Origin of the sequence: Paraburkholderia metrosideri, assembly GCF_904848625.1 — a bacterium.
GTDB classification, from domain to species: Bacteria; Pseudomonadota; Gammaproteobacteria; order Burkholderiales; family Burkholderiaceae; genus Paraburkholderia; species Paraburkholderia metrosideri.
Genome location: NZ_CAJHCP010000015.1, coordinates 132,856 through 150,677 on the forward strand (window position 1 = coordinate 132,856; position 17,822 = coordinate 150,677).

At 60.7% G+C, this 17,822-nt stretch carries 17 protein-coding genes; 9 read left to right on the forward strand and 8 right to left on the reverse strand.

Features of this window, described 5'->3' with window-relative positions; translation table 11 throughout:
• Window positions 1–317: 317 nt before the first annotated feature.
• The gene (locus LMG28727_RS28710; protein ID WP_201645715.1) at window positions 318–1,490 is read left to right on the forward strand and encodes a porin; all 1,173 of its coding nucleotides are present in this window, start codon (window positions 318–320) and stop codon (window positions 1,488–1,490) included.
• 35 nt (window positions 1,491–1,525) lie between these two features.
• Here LMG28727_RS28710 and LMG28727_RS28715 read toward each other — a convergent pair whose 3' ends face one another.
• Window positions 1,526–1,855 (reverse strand): hypothetical protein, encoded by a 330-nt coding sequence (locus tag LMG28727_RS28715; protein WP_201645716.1) that lies wholly within the window; start codon window positions 1,853–1,855, stop codon window positions 1,526–1,528.
• Between the two features lie 305 nt (window positions 1,856–2,160).
• On the opposite strand from LMG28727_RS28715, the gene LMG28727_RS28720 reads away from it, so the two are divergent.
• Together LMG28727_RS28720 and LMG28727_RS28725 are read left to right on the forward strand one after the other, a co-directional pair.
• Window positions 2,161–2,577 carry a hypothetical protein gene (locus LMG28727_RS28720; RefSeq protein ID WP_201645717.1) on the forward strand — a complete coding sequence of 139 codons (417 nt, stop codon included), beginning with the start codon at window positions 2,161–2,163 and terminating at the stop codon, window positions 2,575–2,577.
• 618 nt (window positions 2,578–3,195) lie between these two features.
• Window positions 3,196–4,182 (forward strand): peptidoglycan DD-metalloendopeptidase family protein, encoded by a 987-nt coding sequence (locus LMG28727_RS28725; protein ID WP_201645718.1) that lies wholly within the window; start codon window positions 3,196–3,198, stop codon window positions 4,180–4,182.
• A gap of 12 nt (window positions 4,183–4,194) precedes the next feature.
• Here LMG28727_RS28725 and LMG28727_RS28730 read toward each other — a convergent pair whose 3' ends face one another.
• Together LMG28727_RS28730 and LMG28727_RS28735 are read right to left on the reverse strand one after the other, a co-directional pair.
• Window positions 4,195–5,022 (reverse strand): alpha/beta fold hydrolase, encoded by an 828-nt coding sequence (locus LMG28727_RS28730; RefSeq protein ID WP_201645759.1) that lies wholly within the window; start codon window positions 5,020–5,022, stop codon window positions 4,195–4,197.
• Window positions 5,023–5,418: 396 nt separating this feature from the next.
• Complete coding sequence (locus tag LMG28727_RS28735) at window positions 5,419–5,820, reverse strand: hypothetical protein (protein WP_201645719.1); 402 nt, start codon at window positions 5,818–5,820, stop codon at window positions 5,419–5,421.
• 331 nt (window positions 5,821–6,151) lie between these two features.
• On the opposite strand from LMG28727_RS28735, the gene LMG28727_RS28740 reads away from it, so the two are divergent.
• The 3 genes from LMG28727_RS28740 to LMG28727_RS28750 are packed head-to-tail and all read left to right on the forward strand — an operon-like array spanning window position 6,152 to window position 10,160.
• Window positions 6,152–6,607 (forward strand): (2Fe-2S)-binding protein, encoded by a 456-nt coding sequence (locus tag LMG28727_RS28740; RefSeq protein ID WP_201645720.1) that lies wholly within the window; start codon window positions 6,152–6,154, stop codon window positions 6,605–6,607.
• A 1-nt stretch (window position 6,608) separates the two neighbouring features.
• Window positions 6,609–8,855 (forward strand): xanthine dehydrogenase family protein molybdopterin-binding subunit, encoded by a 2,247-nt coding sequence (locus LMG28727_RS28745; protein ID WP_201645721.1) that lies wholly within the window; start codon window positions 6,609–6,611, stop codon window positions 8,853–8,855.
• 12 nt (window positions 8,856–8,867) lie between these two features.
• Window positions 8,868–10,160, forward strand: a complete 1,293-nt coding sequence (locus LMG28727_RS28750) for a c-type cytochrome (RefSeq protein ID WP_201645722.1) — start codon at window positions 8,868–8,870, stop codon at window positions 10,158–10,160.
• Window positions 10,161–10,294: 134 nt separating this feature from the next.
• Here the strand turns inward: LMG28727_RS28750 and LMG28727_RS28755 are convergent, their stop codons facing one another.
• From LMG28727_RS28755 to LMG28727_RS28765, 3 genes are all read right to left on the reverse strand, one after another.
• Window positions 10,295–10,951: an amino acid ABC transporter permease gene (locus LMG28727_RS28755; RefSeq protein ID WP_201645723.1), complete on the reverse strand. Its 657-nt coding sequence runs from the start codon at window positions 10,949–10,951 to the stop codon at window positions 10,295–10,297.
• A 2-nt stretch (window positions 10,952–10,953) separates the two neighbouring features.
• A complete protein-coding gene (locus LMG28727_RS28760) occupies window positions 10,954–11,703 on the reverse strand; it encodes an amino acid ABC transporter permease (RefSeq protein WP_201645724.1) in 750 nt (249 codons plus the stop codon).
• Window positions 11,704–11,779: 76 nt separating this feature from the next.
• On the reverse strand, window positions 11,780–12,604 hold the full coding sequence (locus LMG28727_RS28765) for a transporter substrate-binding domain-containing protein (protein WP_201645725.1): 825 nt from the start codon (window positions 12,602–12,604) through the stop codon (window positions 11,780–11,782).
• Between the two features lie 635 nt (window positions 12,605–13,239).
• Between LMG28727_RS28765 and LMG28727_RS28770 the strand changes: the two genes are divergently transcribed.
• Complete coding sequence (locus LMG28727_RS28770; RefSeq protein WP_201645726.1) at window positions 13,240–14,142, forward strand: LysR substrate-binding domain-containing protein; 903 nt, start codon at window positions 13,240–13,242, stop codon at window positions 14,140–14,142.
• 77 nt (window positions 14,143–14,219) lie between these two features.
• On the opposite strand, the gene LMG28727_RS28775 is transcribed toward LMG28727_RS28770, so the two are convergent.
• On the reverse strand, window positions 14,220–15,302 hold the full coding sequence (locus LMG28727_RS28775; protein WP_201645727.1) for a calcium:proton antiporter: 1,083 nt from the start codon (window positions 15,300–15,302) through the stop codon (window positions 14,220–14,222).
• 394 nt (window positions 15,303–15,696) lie between these two features.
• Window positions 15,697–16,050 carry a BON domain-containing protein gene (locus LMG28727_RS28780; RefSeq protein WP_201645728.1) on the reverse strand — a complete coding sequence of 118 codons (354 nt, stop codon included), beginning with the start codon at window positions 16,048–16,050 and terminating at the stop codon, window positions 15,697–15,699.
• 457 nt (window positions 16,051–16,507) lie between these two features.
• Between LMG28727_RS28780 and LMG28727_RS28785 the strand changes: the two genes are divergently transcribed.
• Together LMG28727_RS28785 and LMG28727_RS28790 are read left to right on the forward strand one after the other, a co-directional pair.
• Entirely contained in the window at window positions 16,508–17,149 is a 642-nt protein-coding gene (locus LMG28727_RS28785) for a DNA-3-methyladenine glycosylase (protein ID WP_201645729.1), read from the forward strand.
• 293 nt (window positions 17,150–17,442) lie between these two features.
• Window positions 17,443–17,787, forward strand: coding sequence for a DUF4148 domain-containing protein (locus LMG28727_RS28790; protein WP_201645730.1), 345 nt, complete (start codon window positions 17,443–17,445; stop codon window positions 17,785–17,787).
• Window positions 17,788–17,822: the final 35 nt, after the last annotated feature.

Genomic DNA, 17,822 nt, shown 5'->3' on the forward strand with positions numbered 1-17,822 from the left:
TTTCTTCCTGTGACAAACCCCGCGTGGATCGCGCAGGCCGCCCAGATGGCAAGCCGTCTCCAGGTTCGAATCCCGGCGGGCGAATTGCCGCTTACCTGAACACGCGCCGTCACAGAAGAGGCAGGCGCTCGCAGTGGAGAATTAGCAACATTTTAAAAGATCAAAGCGTCCCCCAATGGACGGCCAGCTAACGGCGTGTGAGGATTTCTGAACAGCGCGGCGCGCAAGAAAGCAGCCTGTCAAAGCGCCAGCAAAGCATCGAGAACAACGAGCGGCCGGATCGAGTTGTCCCATTACTCGAGTGCAGGGAGATCTTCATGAACAAGCAAGTGTTCGCGCTGGCTGTCTCCGCCGCTTTGTCTGTCACTTTCGTTGTCACCTTTGCTTCGCCCGCGTCGGCGCAGACGAGCGTTACCCTGTACGGCGTGATCGACGAAGGCATCAACTACACGAATAACGTTGGCCGTGGCCATGTCTACGAACTGGCGAGCGGTTTTGCGCAAGGCAGCCGCTGGGGCCTGCAAGGCTCGGAGGAATTGGGCGGTGGGCTGAAGGCGATCTTCCAACTCGAAAACGGTTTTGATCTGAGTTCCGGGCAACTTGGACAAGGCGGCCGGATGTTCGGCCGCCAGGCTTTCGTGGGACTCAGTTCGGACCCGTACGGCACGTTGACGTTCGGCCGCCAGTATGACTCGCTGGTCGACTATCTGGCCCAGACCACGGCCAACGGCAACTGGGCCGGCCAACTGTTCTCGCATCCGTACGACAACGACAACACCGACAACTCTTTTCGTCTCGACAACACAGTCAAATACACGAGCCCTTCGCTTGCTGGGTTCCAGTTTGGCGGCACCTATAGCTTCAGCAACGACGTCGGCTTCGCGAACAATCGCGCGTATAGTTTCGGCGGCCAGTATGCGTATAGCGGCTTGCTGGTGGCTGCGGCGTATCTGCAGGCCGACAATCCTGGCTACGGTGCAAATGGGGCGATTGCGGGCAACGATGCCAATTTTGTCGCCGCGCGCATGCGGGTGTTCGGCGGCGGCATTACCTACACGTTTGGTCCCGCCACGGCGGGGTTTGTTTATAGCAATTCGAACTATCTGGACCCGACCGCCAACGGCTATCTTGGCATCACGCCGCTCGTGCCTCCCGGTGTTCTGCTGAATTCGCTGAAGTATCAGAACTTCGAGGTGAACGGCAAGTACCAGATTTCGCCGATGTTTTTCGTCGGCGCGCAATACGTGTACACGATGGAAACCTACGACGCCTCGACCGGCGGCGTCAAACCGCACATTCACTCGTTCGGCCTGATGGCCGATTACAACCTGTCGAAGCGCACTGACGTTTATCTTCAGGGCGAATATCAGCAGGTGACGGGCGACCCGACCTATTCGATTCTTGACGATGCTTTTACACCCGGCACTCAGGCGCCTTCGTCGACCTCCAGGCAGGTCGTGGTTCGAGCGGCGATACGGCATAAGTTCTAGCTTCACCATGCCTGCCCTGGGCATGCATGGACCAGTCAGTTGACCATGTAGTTCTGGATCAGGATGCCGATTATCACGCCGGCCGGAATGCCCGACGTTCTGCCGCGCAACGTCGCGCCGAGATCTTCGTCGAGCACAAAACTGCTGCGGCGCTCACGCCAGAACGTTTTATAAGCCAACGGCTTGATGTCGACGATAACCAGCGCGACGAGCGCGGTCACGATCACCTGTTGCCATTCGTTGAGCTTCGCGACAAACGGCGAAAAATCACCCGCATTGCACAACAGGACCATGCTGACGGCAGCCACTGCGGTGCTGAAGAAAAATCCGCCCATGAACCGGCTGGCCGAATTAACAAAGTCCACATCAACCTCAACGATCTTCGCTACGTTATTCAACGGGCGAAGTAAAAAAATTCTGACGAAATGCGCTGTTCATTCGATGCAAAACTGATCGTCGTCTTCACGACACTTCGAATGGAGAGATAAGGATATTTACTTCGGGTGCGCAAGCCAATCGTCTTTGGCTGAATGTCGTCTCGGAGAATTCCCAACAATGAACTCCCGCGTGCTGGCTTGCTCAAAGAGTACCGTGCTGTTGTAGCGATGCTGCTTCATCGCGCACCTTACGTTTCGTCATCGGTCAGCCTGTTTTCTATCACGGAGACTTCATGAGCAATCGTGCGACGCAGATTCTTCCGCATCATCGTTATGTTCATTCAATCGGCGCACCGCTTGCTTGCGTGCAAGGTACGATCAGCAAGGTGTTTGCCAGTCCCGAGAACCACCACGGCGCGAATCATCAGCAATTCGTCATCAGGATCGACACGGTAGTGAAGTTTGAAGGCGGTACGCAAAACCTCGTCGGCACGGAGGTGTTCGTCGCGGTGCGTTTCGGCGACAACGAAGGACTGGCGCATGAAATACCGGACCTTCAGGCGGGGCAGCCCATCGAGGCTCAAGGTGAATACATTCCCGAAGCAGAGGCTTACCCCACCGAAGACAACAGCAATCCGGTGCTGCCGGTCCTGCACTTCACGCATCATCCGGTGGGATACGTAAAGTACCAGGGGCAGTACTACAGTTAGTCTGCATGTCACATCGTCGAGCGGCCCCAGGCTGCTCTGCCGATCGATGCCGTATGCGAGCATCGGTTCATGTCCTCACGATCCGCCAGCGATTCAAGTTCCGCCGACGATTGCCGTTAAACAGAGCCTTCGCGCGGGGCCGCGAGGGCGGTCCTTTTTTGGCCGATTTTTTGCCGCTTTCCGAGTCAGTGATAGTGAGCGGTGGCTACGCTAAATCGGCTGTCACGCGCCATTCCGTTGCGCTTGCAACAGCGCTTGAAATACCGTGCGTAATGTTTGTATCAGTTTGTGTGGAGCGGGGCGTTTGAGGTTAAGCGCACTTTACAATTCCGCGTGAATTTTAATCGGCAACCCCGCCTGTTTTGCTGAACGCTGGCTGCTTTGCCGCACCGCTATCCGGACCTTCGGCGTCTGCGTTTTGGGACCTCGGGCATCCGGGCATCCGGCATCCGGCATCCGGCAAGCAGGATAAGGGGTTAGTCGGCCAGGCATTGGATGAGCGCCGCACGAGGCGGCCTCGCTATGTCGCGACGATAGCCGCGCAGCTCGAGACTGCGCGTGTCGTGAGCGTCAAGGCGGCATCCGGCCAGCCTAAGAATGAGGCAGGAATCAAACAAGATGGGAAAACGCTTCGACAGAACGATGATGGCCAGTCTGGCCGGCGTGTGGGTCGCGCTGGCCGTGAGCGGTTGTGCCAATGTGGGTCAGCAGGGCGCTCAGAGCGGCGCGGCCTCAGACGCGGCGGCTGCGTCCGGCGTGCCGGCTACAACGACAGCGACGACGCTGGCGAATCAGGCAGCCACGCCAGGCGCCAATGGGCTGGCAGGACGGACGTCGGTGAGGATCGGCGCGGACGACGGAGCGCCACTAAAAAAATCGCCTCCGCTGGTTTATCGCGTGAAGCATGGCGACACGCTCGCGCGAATCGCACAGCATCACCATTGCAGCGTCAAGCAGCTGCAAGCATGGAACGGATTGAAGCCATCGTCGCGGCTGAAGCTTGGGCAGGTGCTGCACGTGGCGTCGCCGGAAACAGTACGGGCGGTCAACGCGGCTAATGCACAGGCTGCCCGAGCGGCTCAGGCGTTGCCTTCAGCGTCTACGGTGACGGCCTCGACTGCTTCACTTCCGCTTGCGGCACAGCAAGCGCTGGCCGCGCAGCAGTCCACATCCCCCGCACTTTCCGCCGCAGAAGTACGCGAGGTTGCCCACGAAACCTCACGTCACGCGGACAGCGTTGCATTGGCGTGGCCTGCGGGCGGTCGCGTCGTCGAAGGATTCCAGCAGGGAGAAACGCGCGGGATCGAGATTGGCGGCAAGCCGGGCGATCCGGTGCTGGCCGCCGCCGACGGCAAGGTGATGTACGCCGGCACCGGTCTGAATAGCTACGGCAGTCTGATCATCGTGCAGCACAATAAAGACTTCCTGACCGCGTACTCGCATAACCGCAAACTGCTGGTCAAGATCGGCGACGTCGTCCGTCAGGGGCAGCAGATCGCGGAGATGGGCGACGAAAACAACTCGCGCGTTTCCGTCGGCTTCGAGGTGCGCCGCGACGGCAAACCGGTCGATCCGATGCCTTATCTGCCGCAAGGGCGCGGCTAGCAGGTCAGCGAATCAGGCGCTCTCACTAAACCAGCGCAGCGCCGCGGCGACGATCGCCTCCGGCGCATCTTCCTGCATCAGATGGCCTGCGTTCGGCACGGCGTAAAAGCGTGCTGCGGGAATCGTATCGGCCAGTTGGCGACCGCGTTCAAGCGGAATCCACTGGTCCTGTTCACCCCACAGAATCTGAACCGGACAGCGGATCTGCGAATAGCGCGCTTCGACCTCGTCGGTATAGCGCTGGTCCATCTGCGCGATCTGCCGGTAGAACGCGGCCTGTCCCGTTGCACCGAGCCACGGTGCAACGTAAGGCGCCAGTTCTGCATCCGCAATCTCGCGCGCGATAGCACCGCGCACATACGCTTTCACGACCGCTTCGTGAATATAAGGCGGCAGTCCGGTGAACGCGTCGATGTGTTCGCGGACGTGCCGTACAAACGGCGACCCCCACGGCGCGATTGCGACCGGATCGATCAGCGTCAGACTGCGATACTCGCACTGATCGAGCAGATGTGCGCGCAATGACGTGGCGCCGCCGAAGTCATGCGCGATCACGTCCGGGTTGATCAGCGCCCAATGGGCGAGCAATTCCTTGAGCAAACCATTCTGCACGCCGAGCGACACGTCCTGGCCGTCACGCTGCTCCGACTGACCATAGCCGAGCAGATCGTAGTAGTACACGGTGCGCGTCTGCGCGAGATACGGGGCAATGCGATGCCATACATAAGATGAGAACGGCGTGCCGTGAACCAGCACTAGCGGCGGGCCGTTGCCGGTCACCTGGTAGCGCACGGTTTGATCGGCGAACGTATAGCTTTCGGTGAGCGGCCAGTTTTGCATGGGTGGGCGGGTACGCATCGGCGTCGCGGGGAAGTCCGCTTACGTTAGCAGGGACGCCGCAAACCTGCTGGCCGGGATGACGTAGATTTCCACTGACACTTCCCGTAGAAGCTCACCTTTGTTTTATTCAGCAACGCCAGGCAAATTGAAAGACAGGTGGCGTGCGGGGTGGCCCGGATCAGAAGCGAAGACGGGCAGTCGGCCGCACTTTTACTGATCGAGCATAAATAAGCTTGAAATACGGTGTATTTCCGCTGGCTGAGCGAAGAGAGGCGGCTAATCCTGTGTGCGCATGCGAATCGCTCGTTCGCGTTCACGCATGGCACTCGACCGGAATGCCGACTTTCAATGGTGAGGGAATGCGGGAGCCGACCGCGCATTCCGTCGCAACCCAGGCTACTTTTTCTGCTGCACGCCGCGCAATAGTTGCGACACCTGCCCATGCTGATGCAGGATTGCCGGATCGGCCTGCAGCAACGGCAAGTAACGCGGCAAAAACATATTGTTCGGCTGATCGGCGGAAAACAGGCCGGTCACGGCTTCCGCTGCGGCCAACCGGTCGGTGGTGTCGGCTTCCTGGTCGTCAAGAATTTCATCGACATTCGCAATGATTGTTGACAGCGGCGTGAGCCAGCGAAACCCCGAACCGTTGATGAGCACTTGCAAAAACGCCGCCGGCGTCACCGGACCGAATTCCTTTTCATAGACGGCTCGTTCGTGATCGAGAATGGCCTTATGCAACGCCAGTAGCGGCCGGCGAATGTCCGAGAGGAATTGGGTGCATTGCGTGTCGTTCATTGTGCGGCTCCTTCGGATAAGTTCGGATCAGGCGGGGCAATCTGCGCTCATGCTAACAAAATCGCCGCTCGAATGATTCAACGGGAATCGGTCATCACATCGGCCGCGACGCCCGCGAGGCGGATTTCTTTTTCCACGACTACAATTTGCTCGTCTGTCCCGGCGCGGTCGCGCCGCGCATCATTGCCGTTTCATCATCGTCTTGCAGCAACCGGCGGGTGCATCGCGCATTAGTCCGGTTGCTCGAATAAATGCGGCAAGTCTTAACGCTTTGGTTCGACGTCTCTGTCTAAACAGTCTCACCAACAATAATCCCCACCCGGAGCCGCGCATGACAACGTTCAACATCAACGGTCAGACTCATACGTTCGACACCCCGCCCGACATGCCGCTCCTGTGGGTCCTGCGCGACCTCGTCGGCCTGACCGGCACCAAGTTCGGCTGCGGCATCGCGCAATGTGGCGCGTGCACCGTGCATCTCGATGGCACGGCGATCCGCTCGTGCGTGTTCCCGGCTGCGGCCGTCGGCGAGCGCAAGGTGACCACGATCGAAGCGGTCGGCAGCACGCCCGCCGGGCAGAAGGTGCAACAGGCATGGCGTCAGCTGGACGTGGTGCAGTGCGGCTACTGTCAGTCCGGACAGGTGATGTCGGCAGCGTCGCTGCTGGCAAGCAATCCCAATCCCACCGACGCGGATATCGACGCCGCCATGGCCGGCAACATCTGCCGCTGTGGGACCTACAACCGCATCCGCGCGGCGATCAGACAAGCCGCTAAGGGAGCGTGACATGTCCCAGGGATTGCTCGATGCACAGAACGGCGCACAGCCGTCCGAAGCGCGCGGCAGAGGTTTGTCGCGCCGCACGTTTCTGAAGTTTGGCGTGACGGTCGGCGCGGCGGCCGGTGGTGGCCTGTTGCTTGGCTTCAGCATGCCGGCCGCGAGCCAGGATCAGAAGGCGGGCAAATCGGTGGTCGGCGGCGATGGCGTCGAGACGCCGCAAAGCGGTGTGTTCGCGCCGAACGCGTTCATCCAGATCGACACGGCGGGCAAGGTCACGCTGGTGATTCCGAAAGTCGAGATGGGTCAAGGCGTGTACACATCGATCCCGATGCTGATCGCCGAAGAGCTCGAAGTGCCGCTCGACTCGGTCACGCTAGACCACGCGCCCCCCAACGAAAAGCTCTTCATGGACCCGTTGCTCGGCGGCCAGCTGACCGGCGGTTCGACGTCGATCCGCTTTGCGTGGGAACCGATGCGCCGCGCCGGCGCGGCCGCGCGTACGGTGTTGATCAGCGCCGCCGCGCAGCAATGGCAAGTCGATCCGGCGAGTTGCCATGCGCAGGCCGGCCAGGTGATTCACGCAGCCAGCAATCGCAGCATCGGCTACGGAGAACTGGCGGAGGCCGCTGCGAAGCTGCCCGCGCCGCAGAACGTGCCGTTGAAAGATCCGAAGGATTTCAAGCTGATCGGCACGCCGGTCAAGCGTCTCGATTCGCCGGAAAAAGTGGACGGTACGGCGATGTTCGGGCTGGATGTGCGCTTGCCCGACATGGTCTATGCGGCGATTGCGAACTGTCCGGTATTCGGCGGGACGCTCGCCAGCGTCGACGATACCAACGCGAAGAAATTCCCCGGCGTGCGCCAGGTGGTGAAAATCGACAACGCGGTCGCGGTGATCGGCGACCACACGTGGGCGGCGAAACGCGGCGTGCAGGCGCTCGATATCAAGTGGAACGAAGGCGCGGGCGCGGCTATTTCGATGCAGCAGATCGTCGCCGATCTCGCCCACGCGGCTGACAACGGTAACGGTGCAGTGGCGCGCAAGGAAGGGGACGTCGGCCATGCGTTTTCGAACGCGAAGTCGCGCGTCGATGCGGTGTACCAGCAACCGTTCCTCGCCCACGCAACGATGGAGCCGATCAACTGCACGGTGCATGTGCGCGCCGACGGCTGCGATATCTGGCTCGGCTCGCAGGTGCCGACGCGCGTTGTCGACGCGGCTGTCGCCGTGACCGGCCTGCCCGCCGACAAGATCGTCGTGCACAACCATCTGATCGGCGGCGGCTTTGGGCGGCGGCTCGAGTTCGACATGGTCACGCAGGCGGTCAAGGTCGGCAAGCAGGTCTCGACGCCGGTCAAGGTGCTGTGGACGCGCGAAGAAGATATCCAGCACGACATGTACCGGCCGTACTATTACGACAAAATTTCGGCCGGACTCGATGCGAACGGCAAGCCGGTAGCATGGCAACATCGTATTGTCGGCTCGTCGATCATGGCGCGCTTTGCGCCGCCCGCGTTCAAGAATGGCCTCGATCCGGACGCAGTGGAAGTGGCGTCAGACCTGCCATACGACCTGCCCAATCAACTGGTCGACTACGTGCGCCAGGAGCCGCACGCGGTGCCCACCGCTTTCTGGCGCGGCGTGGGACCGACGCGCGGCACCTTTGTCGTCGAAAGTTTTGTCGACGAACTCGCCGCGCAGGCGAAGATCGATCCGGTCAAATACCGCCAGGATCTGCTTGGAAAAACACCGCGTGCGCTGAACGTGCTCAACACCGCGACCCAGGCCGCGGGTTGGGGCAACGCGCTGCCGCAGGGGCAAGGCCGCGGCGTGTCGGTGATGCACGCGTTTGGCAGCTTCTTTGCGATCGTCGTCGATGTCGCCGTCGATCAGGGCGAGGTCGCGGTCAAGCGGGTGGTGTGCGCGGTCGATTGCGGGATGGTGGTCAACCCGAACACGATCGAAGCGCAAGTGCAGGGCGGCATCATCTTCGGGATCACGGCAGCGCTATACAGCGAGATCACGATCAAGGACGGCCGCGTCGAGCAGAACAATTTCACCGACTACCGGATGCTGCGGATCAACCAGACACCGCCGATCAACGTGCATATCGTGAAGAGCACCGAGGCGCCAGGTGGCATCGGCGAGCCAGGCACGGCGGCGCTCGCGCCCGCTTTGACCAACGCGATTTTCGCGGCCACCGGCAAGCGGCTGCGGCAATTGCCGGTTGGCAGCCAACTCAAAACCGCCTGACGGGAGCCCGACATGAACAACACATTGAAGGGTGTCGGTGCGGCGTTGTGCGTCGCGCTGCCGTTTATTTTTCAGGCATCGGTGCGTGCGGCGGACAGCACGGTCGACCCGGCGCTGGTGCAACACGGCGCGTATCTGGCGAAGCTCGGCGATTGCGTCGCGTGTCACACGGCGCCGAAGGGCAAACCGTTCGCGGGCGGCCTGCCAATGACCACGCCGATGGGCCAGATCTACACCACCAACATCACGCCCGATCCGCAGACCGGTATCGGCGGCTACACGCTGGAGGACTTCAAGCGCGCAATGCGCGAAGGCGTCGCGAAAGACGGCCATAACCTGTATCCGGCGATGCCGTATCCATCGTACGCAAAGGTCAACGACGACGACATGAAAGCGCTGTACGCGTTCTTCATGCATGGCGTCGCGCCCGTGCAGCAGGCTAACCGCGAACCGGACATCAAATGGCCGTTGAACATGCGCTGGCCGCTGAAGTTCTGGAACATGGCGTTCCTCGACAAGAGCGTCTATCAGGACAAGCCGGGCAAGGACGTCGCATGGAATCGCGGCGCGTATCTGATCCAGGGGCTCGGGCACTGCGGCTCGTGTCACACGCCGCGCGGCATCGCATTCCAGGAGAAGGCGCTCGATGAGAGCGGCAGCGAGTTTCTGACCGGCGGCGTGCTCGACGGCTGGTTTGCAGCCAATCTGACGGGCGAGCATAACGTTGGGTTGGGGCGGTGGAACGAGCAGGATTTGCAGGCGTTCCTGAAGACCGGCGCGAATCGTCATGCGTCGGCGTTCGGTTCGATGACCAGTGTGATCAACAACAGCACGCAGGCCATGACCGACGCCGATGTCGCGGCGATGACGACGTATCTGAAGTCGCTGCCACCGGCGGGCGGCAACGGCAAGCCGCCTTATACGTACGATCCGCAGGCGACCAGGGTGTCGTTGAATCGCCCGGCGAACGATGCTGGCGCGCAGGTTTATACGGCGTATTGCATGCACTGTCACGGCGCAAACGGACAGGGTTTCGCGCCGATGCTCGCGCCGCTGGCGGGTAATCCGAACGTGCTGGAGAAGGACGCGTCGTCGTTGATCAACGTCACGTTGAACGGCACGGCGGATCTGGTGATTGGCGGCGTGCCGTCGCCATTTCCGATGCCGAAGTTCGCGCCCGTGCTCGACGATCAGCAGATTGCCGACGTGCTGAGCTTCGTGCGGGGTGGGTGGAATAACGGCGCGCCGGCGGTGACGGCGGCAGAGGTGGCGAAGTTGCGGAAGTCGACGCAGGCGGCCCGGTAGTCCCTGGTAGTCCCTGCTAGTCGCCGATAGTCGCCCATAGTCTCCGGTAGTCAATCGTCACTGGCGCAAAAAAAAGCGGCAACCGTGCACACCACGGTTGCCGCTTTTCTCATGAAGTCTGTGCGCCGCATCCTTCAGCGATGCTGCCCAACCTTCTGCCGCTTCTCGAGCACTCGTGCGTACCAGGTCAGCGGGAAGCACATCGCGAAGTAAATCATGGCCACCATCCCGTAGATCGGAAACGGGCGGAACGCGGCGTTGGTGATCATCGTGCCGGTCTTGGTCAGCTCGGTGAAGCCGATAATCGACGCCAGCGCGGTGCTTTTCACCACCTGCACGAGGAACCCCACGGTCGGCGCCACGGCGATCTTACGCGCCTGCGGCCACACGATGTAACGCAATTGCTGGCCGAACGTCATGCCGAGACTCGCGCCTGCCGCCCACTGTCCGCGCGGCACGGCTTCGACGCAGCCACGCCAGATATCGACCAGATACGCGCTCGTATAAAGTGTCAGCGTGACGGTGGCCGCAACCCAGGGCGAGACGTCGACACCGAGCAGCGGCAAACCGAAAAACGCGAGGAACAATTGCATGAGCAGCGGCGTGCCCTGAAACACTTCCACGTACAGCACGACCACTCGCCGCAGCCATGCGATCGGCGAAACACGCATCGCGAGCAGCACCAGTCCCACCACGCCGCCGCCGATAAATGCGATCAACGACAGCAGCACCGTCCAGCGAGCCGCGAGCAGCAAATTACGGGCGATGTCCCATAGAGTGAATTCGATCATGATCAACGCTCCGTGGGCAGAGTGCGGGCGCCGCGCCACATCAGGCGGCTGCGCCAGTTACGCGGCGCGCCGCTGTCGTTGCCGCGCGCGATACGGCCCGCGAACAGGCCGCGCCCGAAGCGGTTGAGAATTTGCCGCAACACGATCGACATCAGCAGATAGACCGCGGTGATGATCACGTAACTCTCAAACGAACGGAAATTGCGCGACTGGATGAAGTTGGCGGCGTACGTCAGATCGGGCACGGAGATCTGCGACACGACAGCCGAACCGAGCATGACGATCAGCACCTGGCTCAGCAGCGCGGGAAAAACATTCGCGATGGCCTGCGGCAGCACGACATGACGAAACACCTGCCGCTGATGCAGACCGAGCGCCTGCGCCGCCTGCACCTGGCCACGCGGAATTGAGTCGATACCTGCGCGTACGATCTCGATCGCGTACGCGCCGAGGTTGACGGTCATTGCCAGAATCGCGGCCTGGATTTCGTCGATATGAATACCGAGGCTCGGCAAGCCGAAGAACACGAAGAACAACTGCACGATGAACGGCGTATTGCGGATCAACTCCACATAGCTCGCCACGATCCAGCGCGCCCATTTCGGACCGGCGACCGTAATGCTCGCACCGCCAATGCCCACCAGGCCGCCGAGCACCGTGGAAACCGCGGTCAACCCCAGCGTGACAGCGGCGCCGCGCGCGAGCATGCCCGCATAGAGGCCGAAGCCGCTGAAATCGAACGCATAGGTCATGGCGTGGCGCTCATCATAAAGTCAGGTCAAACGCCGCTGCGAACCGGGTTATACACCCCGTTCGCGCGGCAAAAGTTCAGAGGTCCGCCGGCAGCGGCGCGCGCAGCCATTTCTGCGAGATCGCGTTCATCGTGCCGTCCTTGCGAGCCTTCGCAATCGTGTCGTCGATCTTCTGCTTCAGGCGCGGTTCGTTCTTGTTCAGGCCGACGTGATCCGGTGAGCTGAACAGCGAGAACTTCTGCTCCGGATCGTTCGCCGGATGACGCGCGAGAATGGTTGCGCCGACGTCGTTGCCCACCACCATCAACTGTACCTGACCAGAAAGAAACGCCGAAATAGCGCCGTTCGGATCGTCGAAACGTTTGATGTTGGCGCTCGGCGGCGCGATTTTCGTGACGCTCAGATCTTCCAGCGTGCCGCGCGCGACCGAAATCGACTTGCCGGCGAGGTCGGCGGCGTTCTTCACGGGCAGGCTCTTCGGGCCGAACACGGCGAGGTAGTACGGCGCGTACGGTTGCGAGAAGTCGATCACCTTTTCGCGTTCCGGCGTCTGGCCGACCGATAGCAGCATGTCGGCCTTATGGTCGGCGAGGTAGGCCATCCGGTTGTCGCCGGTCACCTGCACGAGCTCGACCTTCGCATTCAAGGCCTTGCCGATCAGGTTCGCGACGTCGATGTCGTAGCCCATCGGCTTCATGTCCGGGCCGATCGAACCGAACGGCGGGTAGTCTTCGAACACGCCGATGCGCACCGTGCCCGACTTCGCGATGTTGTCGAGCGCATCGGCATGCGCGGCGGTCGGCATCGAACACAGTGCGCCGAAGGCCGTGAAGGCCAGCGTCGCGGCGAGCGTGGTAAAGATCCGGCGGGTGGCCGATTGAGCAACGGGGCGCTGATGCATGATCCTTCCTCTGTCGAAAACGATGATTCTTTGAATAGGTTGCGTGGGCGTGCGCCGGTTTCCATGCGCCGCGCGTGTGGCGGTCAGTTTGCACGCGCGAGGTGGCAATTCGGCGAATACCCTGCGGATGTTTCTCGCGCGGAACCGGCTTCGTTCGTGCGCGCTGCCTGCCAGTTTTCCGGTTGCTGCCGTACGTTGATGGATGCGCTGCGTGTGGATGCACTCTAGGTTTGTCAAAATTGCGCGCCAAACGAAATATGCGCATGGACGGCATGACATAAGCTCATGCTGTTTTCGCTGACGCGGGGCCTGGGCAGGCATTCGTGTGCCGGGAAAGCGCCGGTGCACTAAAGCGTTCGGGTTAACGCCCACGCTTCTATCTGCAACAGGAGCGATGTCGAGGTATGAGGAAAGCTCGGTTCTGGTGCGATTGTGGGCAGGCGGTGCCCTGTGCCGGTGCAAGCGGGGCCGTGAACAATCGATTCCTTCCAGCGGCATGAGCTAAACGCATGCGCGTGCAAGCGTCGACGGCTCGTACGGACATTTCTGATCGCGTATCCTGTGGGCTTGACGGGCATATGGCCACGCTTCATTGCCACGCCCACGTAATGAATTTTTTTGATCCCGGATACCCGATGCGACGACTTCCGCCGCTCAACGCGCTGCAGATCTTCGAAACCGTTGCACGCCACCGCAGCTTCACACGCGCCGCCGATCATTTGTGCCTGACGCAAGGCGCGGTCAGCCGGCAAATCATCGCGCTCGAGGACTACTACAAGTTTCCGCTCTTCAAACGTCACGCGAAGGGGTTGACGCTGACCGCCGAAGGCGAAATGCTGCTGCCCGCGGTGAAAGAGAGCTTCGCGCGCATCGAGGAGATTTCGTTGCGGCTGACGCGCCAACGCACCGATCTCGCGCTGAAAGTGCCGACCTGTGTAATGCGCTGGATGTTGCCGAAAATCATGCGTTTCCAGGCCGAATATCCCGAACTGCATGTGCAGATCACAACGACCTGGCAGCACGATGTCGATTTTCAGAGCGAGCCCTTCGACGCGGCGATCATCTACGCGTCGTCACCGGGTGCGGACGTGCAGATGGTGCCGTTGTTCGAGGAGCGTCTGACGCCGGTGTGCGCCCCCGATCTGCTGAAGGACAAACCGCTTGCCGAAGTCGCTGATCTCGCGCGCCATACGTTGCTGCATCCGACGCGCGACCATCGCGACTGGAAGATGTGGCTCGCCAAGGTGACGGAGGTGGCCGAAGTGGGCGGCTCGAACACAACGGAGATCGATGCCGAACACGGCCCGACCTTCGACACGCTCGATATGGCGACCAACGCCGCGTTACAGGGCTTCGGCGTCGCGATCAGCGACCTTGCGCTGATCGACGAAGATGTCGCGGCGCGCCGTTTGGTCAGGCCGTTCGACACGGTGCTCAAAACCGGTTGGCGCTATTACTTCGTGTATCCGGACTCGGTTGCGCATCAGCAGAAACTGAATCTGTTCCGCGACTGGATTGCGGAGCATTGGGAGGAGTAGGCCGCTCAGCGTTGCCGTTCACAGGTCAACGAAACCGGGCCAGCGGCCCGGCTGCCCATTCAAATGCCGGGATCACCTCACGGCGCGAACGACAGAAACAGATACGCGGCGAACAGCGACAGATGCACCGCGCCTTGCAGAATCGTGGTGCGCCCGGTGCTCAACGTGAGCGTGCCGACCACCAGCGTCAGCATGAGCAGCACGGTTTCCTTGCCGTTGATACCTAGTACGAGCGGCTGACCGGTGTACAGAAACACGCCGGCCACGGTCGGAATGGTCAGCCCGATACTGGCCAGCGCCGACCCCAGCGCGAGATTCAGGCTGTTCTGCAGGCGGTCGGCCCGCGCCGCGCGCACGGCGGCGAGTCCTTCGGGCAACAGGACCAGCGCCGCGATGATGATCCCGACCACGGCGGGCGGCGCGCCCGCATTCTGAACCGCAGTTTCGACGACCGGCGACAACACCTTCGCGAGCAACACCACGGCGACCAGACACACCAGCAGCAGACCGCCGGCCGCGAGCGCGAGACCGGCGCTGGGCGGCTCCGCATGCACGTTTTCGTCGGGCGTACCGGCCAGAAAATAATCGCGATGGCGCACGGTCTGCACGAACACGAATACGCCATACAGCACCAGTGACGACACGCCGGCGAACGCCAGTTGCGACGACGACAGAATCGGGCCAACGCTGGTCGTCGTGTAGTTCGGCATGACCAGCGTCAAGACGGACAGCGACGCGAGCACAGCCAGCGCCGCCGCCGCACCACGGCTCTGAAAGTCCTGCTCCAGATGGCGGATACCACCCATCAGTAAGCAAAGACCGACGATCCCGTTACAGACGATCATGACCGCCGCGAAGACGGTGTCGCGCGCGAGACCGGCCTTTTCCGGGCCGGAAGTCAGCATGACGGACACGATCAACGCAACCTCGATCACGGTGACGGCCACCGCGAGCACCAGCGTGCCGAACGGCTCGCCGACGCGATGCGCGACCACTTCGGCGTGATGAACCGCGGTGAAGACCGCGCCGCACAGCGCAAGGCCGACCAGCACCAGCAGCAATGCGCCGCTTGGCATTGCATGCGCCGCGCCGAGCACGATCCATGCAGCGAACGGCATGACGAGGGTCCAGCGGGGCAAAATGGCCGTGGGCTTGCTCATTCGGACCTTCCTTTTATAAGCCGGTTCTGGACTGGAACAGACGTGCGCTGCTTGCACGTAAATCAGGAAAAATGTTAAACCGATGTGTCAGAATCACGGTCTAACTTATTAAATTATAAAGGATAATTTTTATCGGACGAGGTTTTGTCGCGTGATGGGGCGTCATCAGCGGGAATCCGTCATTATGCCGCCCGAATTTGATTGCGCAGGCTGCCAGACGGCGATGATTTCTTTAAGCAAAAGGATTGCGCAGAACGACGCAACGTGCGGCGAGGGGAATGCTGAATCCGGCGCGAGCGCGCCGCCGCGAAACCTGAAAATTTGAAGCCGGGCGCCAACGTCGTACCGCAAAGACACCGGCGCCCGCGTATTACTCTACATCCAGACTAGCGGCTTATTGGCCTTCAGCACGGATCGTCAGCGCGTTCTTGACCGAAGTCACGCCAGCGACGCCTTGCGCTGCTTGCGTAGCGATATCGACCATTTCCTGTTGCGGCACCGAACCTTGCAGCGTCACGTCACCACCACGCGCGCGCACGGTGATGTTCGATACGCTCAGGCCCTTCGTCTTTGCCAGTGCGCTGCGGACCTTGCGGCTCAGCGAGCGGTTAGCTGCCCGGGTCTGCTTGGCAGTCGGCGCTGCCGACGCGGCCGCGGGAGCTGCATCGCTCGCTTGTGCGTAGGCATTGATGGACGCCAGAACGATCAGCGCGCCACCGATCATCTTGATTGCCGGGAATGCTTTCATTCAACTTTCTCCTATTGTCATTAAGTATGCAGTCCCCAGGTGGGGACGATTTGCTACACCAACGGGTAAATCGGAATTAAATCTGAATGGAACGTGCCGCGAGTCGTACTGAAGCTTTCAAAACTGTAGGCAATTTGGGCACGCCGAAGCGTGCACGAGCCGACAGAGCCTGTGCAACTGGCTGGAGCCACACGATACCGCAATTAGTGCCATGTTGAATGCTACGCTGTGCCGAAATGAGGCTTTGCTACAACGAATGGGCCGATGAAGGCAGCCCGATGGCGTCGTAGCGCTGGATCAGGGAATTGTTTTATTCCGGAGTTGCGTGGTTTGTGCATTCGTTTCATTCACGGTTTATTGCGTGCGAGTCGCGAAGTTCTCACTATTTGCATAATCGCATCTGGTGATTTTCATAAATGATGGGGCAACGCGTTTTAGCGAGACAAGGATTGGGCGCATGCGAAAAGAATTACTCCCGATTCGCCGCTTGCGGCGGAGCGATCTCCCTGTCGACACCATTGCGCTGGCGCGTTTCATGATCGGCAAATACCTGGTTCACGACCTGCCCGAAGGGCGCATGAGTGGCCGGATTGTCGAGACCGAGGCTTATCCACTGGGCGATTCGACCAGTCACGCGTTCATCGGACGGCGTCCGCATAACGGTTCGATGTTTCTCGCGCCGGGCCACGCTTATGTGCGACTTACGTACGGACTGTCGTACATGTTGAACATGTCCGCCGAAGCGGAGGAGGTCGGCGCCGGTATCCTGTTTCGCGCGATCGAACCGCTCGAAGGTCTTCCGTTGATGGAGGCGCGGCGTCCCGGCGTGCCGCTGCGCGATCTCGCGCGAGGCCCCGGCCGGCTCACGATGGCGCTCGGCATCGGACCGTTATTCGACGGGTGGGATCTGTGCGCGGGACGTGATTTATGGATCGGCGTAATGGAGATAGGGGATACGCCAATTGGCGTGACGACGCGAATCGGCTTATCGCGCGAAATGCATTTGCCTTTGCGATTTTTTGAACCGGGAAGCGGTTTTGTCAGTGGGCCACGCAAACTACTCGTCAGCCCGAATTTCACGCCACATTCTGGTGCATAGCGGCGCGCGTAGATTCAACCAGGCATAAAGCGGGTTATGGAAAATGCCACTCACATCAGACGTATTTTTGAAACGTCAGACACATCAGATTTCGTTTCCGACAATTATTACGGCATAGCCCAATCATGGGGCATTGAATGCGGTAAATTCTTTAGAATCCTTGCGGTTTCAGCAATTATCTATCTCTAAATCAAGGGTTTTCCCTCGTCAATCTGGTGACTAGACTCAAACCACTCGCTTCTCACGGGTGTGACAAGCGACGCAAATAAAACCAGATCTGGAGGTAAGTCATCATGAAATCGCTTATCAAGGCAGTCGCCATTGCAGCCGTTCTTGCAACCCCAGTCGCTTCATTTGCGCAGGCGAGTCAACAGCCCGCGACCCGTGCTGAAGTGAGAAGCGAATTGATCCAGTTGGAGCACGCGGGTTACAACCCGGCCACCGCCAACGACGCCACGTATCCTGCCGATGTTCAGGCTGCGGAACATCGTGTCGAAGCACAGAACCCAGCGGTCGCGCAGACCCAGGAGCCGGTCGCCGATACCAGCGGCTATGGCGGCGCGATGAGCGGTTCGTCGCAATCCGGTGGCATGGTCGAGCCGTCGACGGGCATGAAGCCGATTTATTTCGGTAACTGAATTGGGGCGGCGTGGTTGTGTGAATGCGGCGGCTG

What these genes read in the sequence shown, in the direction of transcription:
- LMG28727_RS28710 (WP_201645715.1), top strand. Translation starts at nt 318, where the DNA reads ATGAACAAGCAAGTGTTCGCGCTGGCTGTCTCCGCCGCTTTGTCTGTC.
- LMG28727_RS28720 (WP_201645717.1), top strand. Translation starts at nt 2,161, where the DNA reads ATGAGCAATCGTGCGACGCAGATTCTTCCGCATCATCGTTATGTTCAT.
- LMG28727_RS28725 (WP_201645718.1), top strand. Translation starts at nt 3,196, where the DNA reads ATGGGAAAACGCTTCGACAGAACGATGATGGCCAGTCTGGCCGGCGTG.
- LMG28727_RS28730 (WP_201645759.1), bottom strand. Translation starts at nt 5,022, where the DNA reads ATGCAAAACTGGCCGCTCACCGAAAGCTATACGTTCGCCGATCAAACC.
- LMG28727_RS28735 (WP_201645719.1), bottom strand. Translation starts at nt 5,820, where the DNA reads ATGAACGACACGCAATGCACCCAATTCCTCTCGGACATTCGCCGGCCG.
- LMG28727_RS28740 (WP_201645720.1), top strand. Translation starts at nt 6,152, where the DNA reads ATGACAACGTTCAACATCAACGGTCAGACTCATACGTTCGACACCCCG.
- LMG28727_RS28745 (WP_201645721.1), top strand. Translation starts at nt 6,609, where the DNA reads ATGTCCCAGGGATTGCTCGATGCACAGAACGGCGCACAGCCGTCCGAA.
- LMG28727_RS28750 (WP_201645722.1), top strand. Translation starts at nt 8,868, where the DNA reads ATGAACAACACATTGAAGGGTGTCGGTGCGGCGTTGTGCGTCGCGCTG.
- LMG28727_RS28755 (WP_201645723.1), bottom strand. Translation starts at nt 10,951, where the DNA reads ATGATCGAATTCACTCTATGGGACATCGCCCGTAATTTGCTGCTCGCG.
- LMG28727_RS28760 (WP_201645724.1), bottom strand. Translation starts at nt 11,703, where the DNA reads ATGACCTATGCGTTCGATTTCAGCGGCTTCGGCCTCTATGCGGGCATG.
- LMG28727_RS28765 (WP_201645725.1), bottom strand. Translation starts at nt 12,604, where the DNA reads ATGCATCAGCGCCCCGTTGCTCAATCGGCCACCCGCCGGATCTTTACC.
- LMG28727_RS28770 (WP_201645726.1), top strand. Translation starts at nt 13,240, where the DNA reads ATGCGACGACTTCCGCCGCTCAACGCGCTGCAGATCTTCGAAACCGTT.
- LMG28727_RS28775 (WP_201645727.1), bottom strand. Translation starts at nt 15,302, where the DNA reads ATGAGCAAGCCCACGGCCATTTTGCCCCGCTGGACCCTCGTCATGCCG.
- LMG28727_RS28780 (WP_201645728.1), bottom strand. Translation starts at nt 16,050, where the DNA reads ATGAAAGCATTCCCGGCAATCAAGATGATCGGTGGCGCGCTGATCGTT.
- LMG28727_RS28785 (WP_201645729.1), top strand. Translation starts at nt 16,508, where the DNA reads ATGCGAAAAGAATTACTCCCGATTCGCCGCTTGCGGCGGAGCGATCTC.
- LMG28727_RS28790 (WP_201645730.1), top strand. Translation starts at nt 17,443, where the DNA reads ATGAAATCGCTTATCAAGGCAGTCGCCATTGCAGCCGTTCTTGCAACC.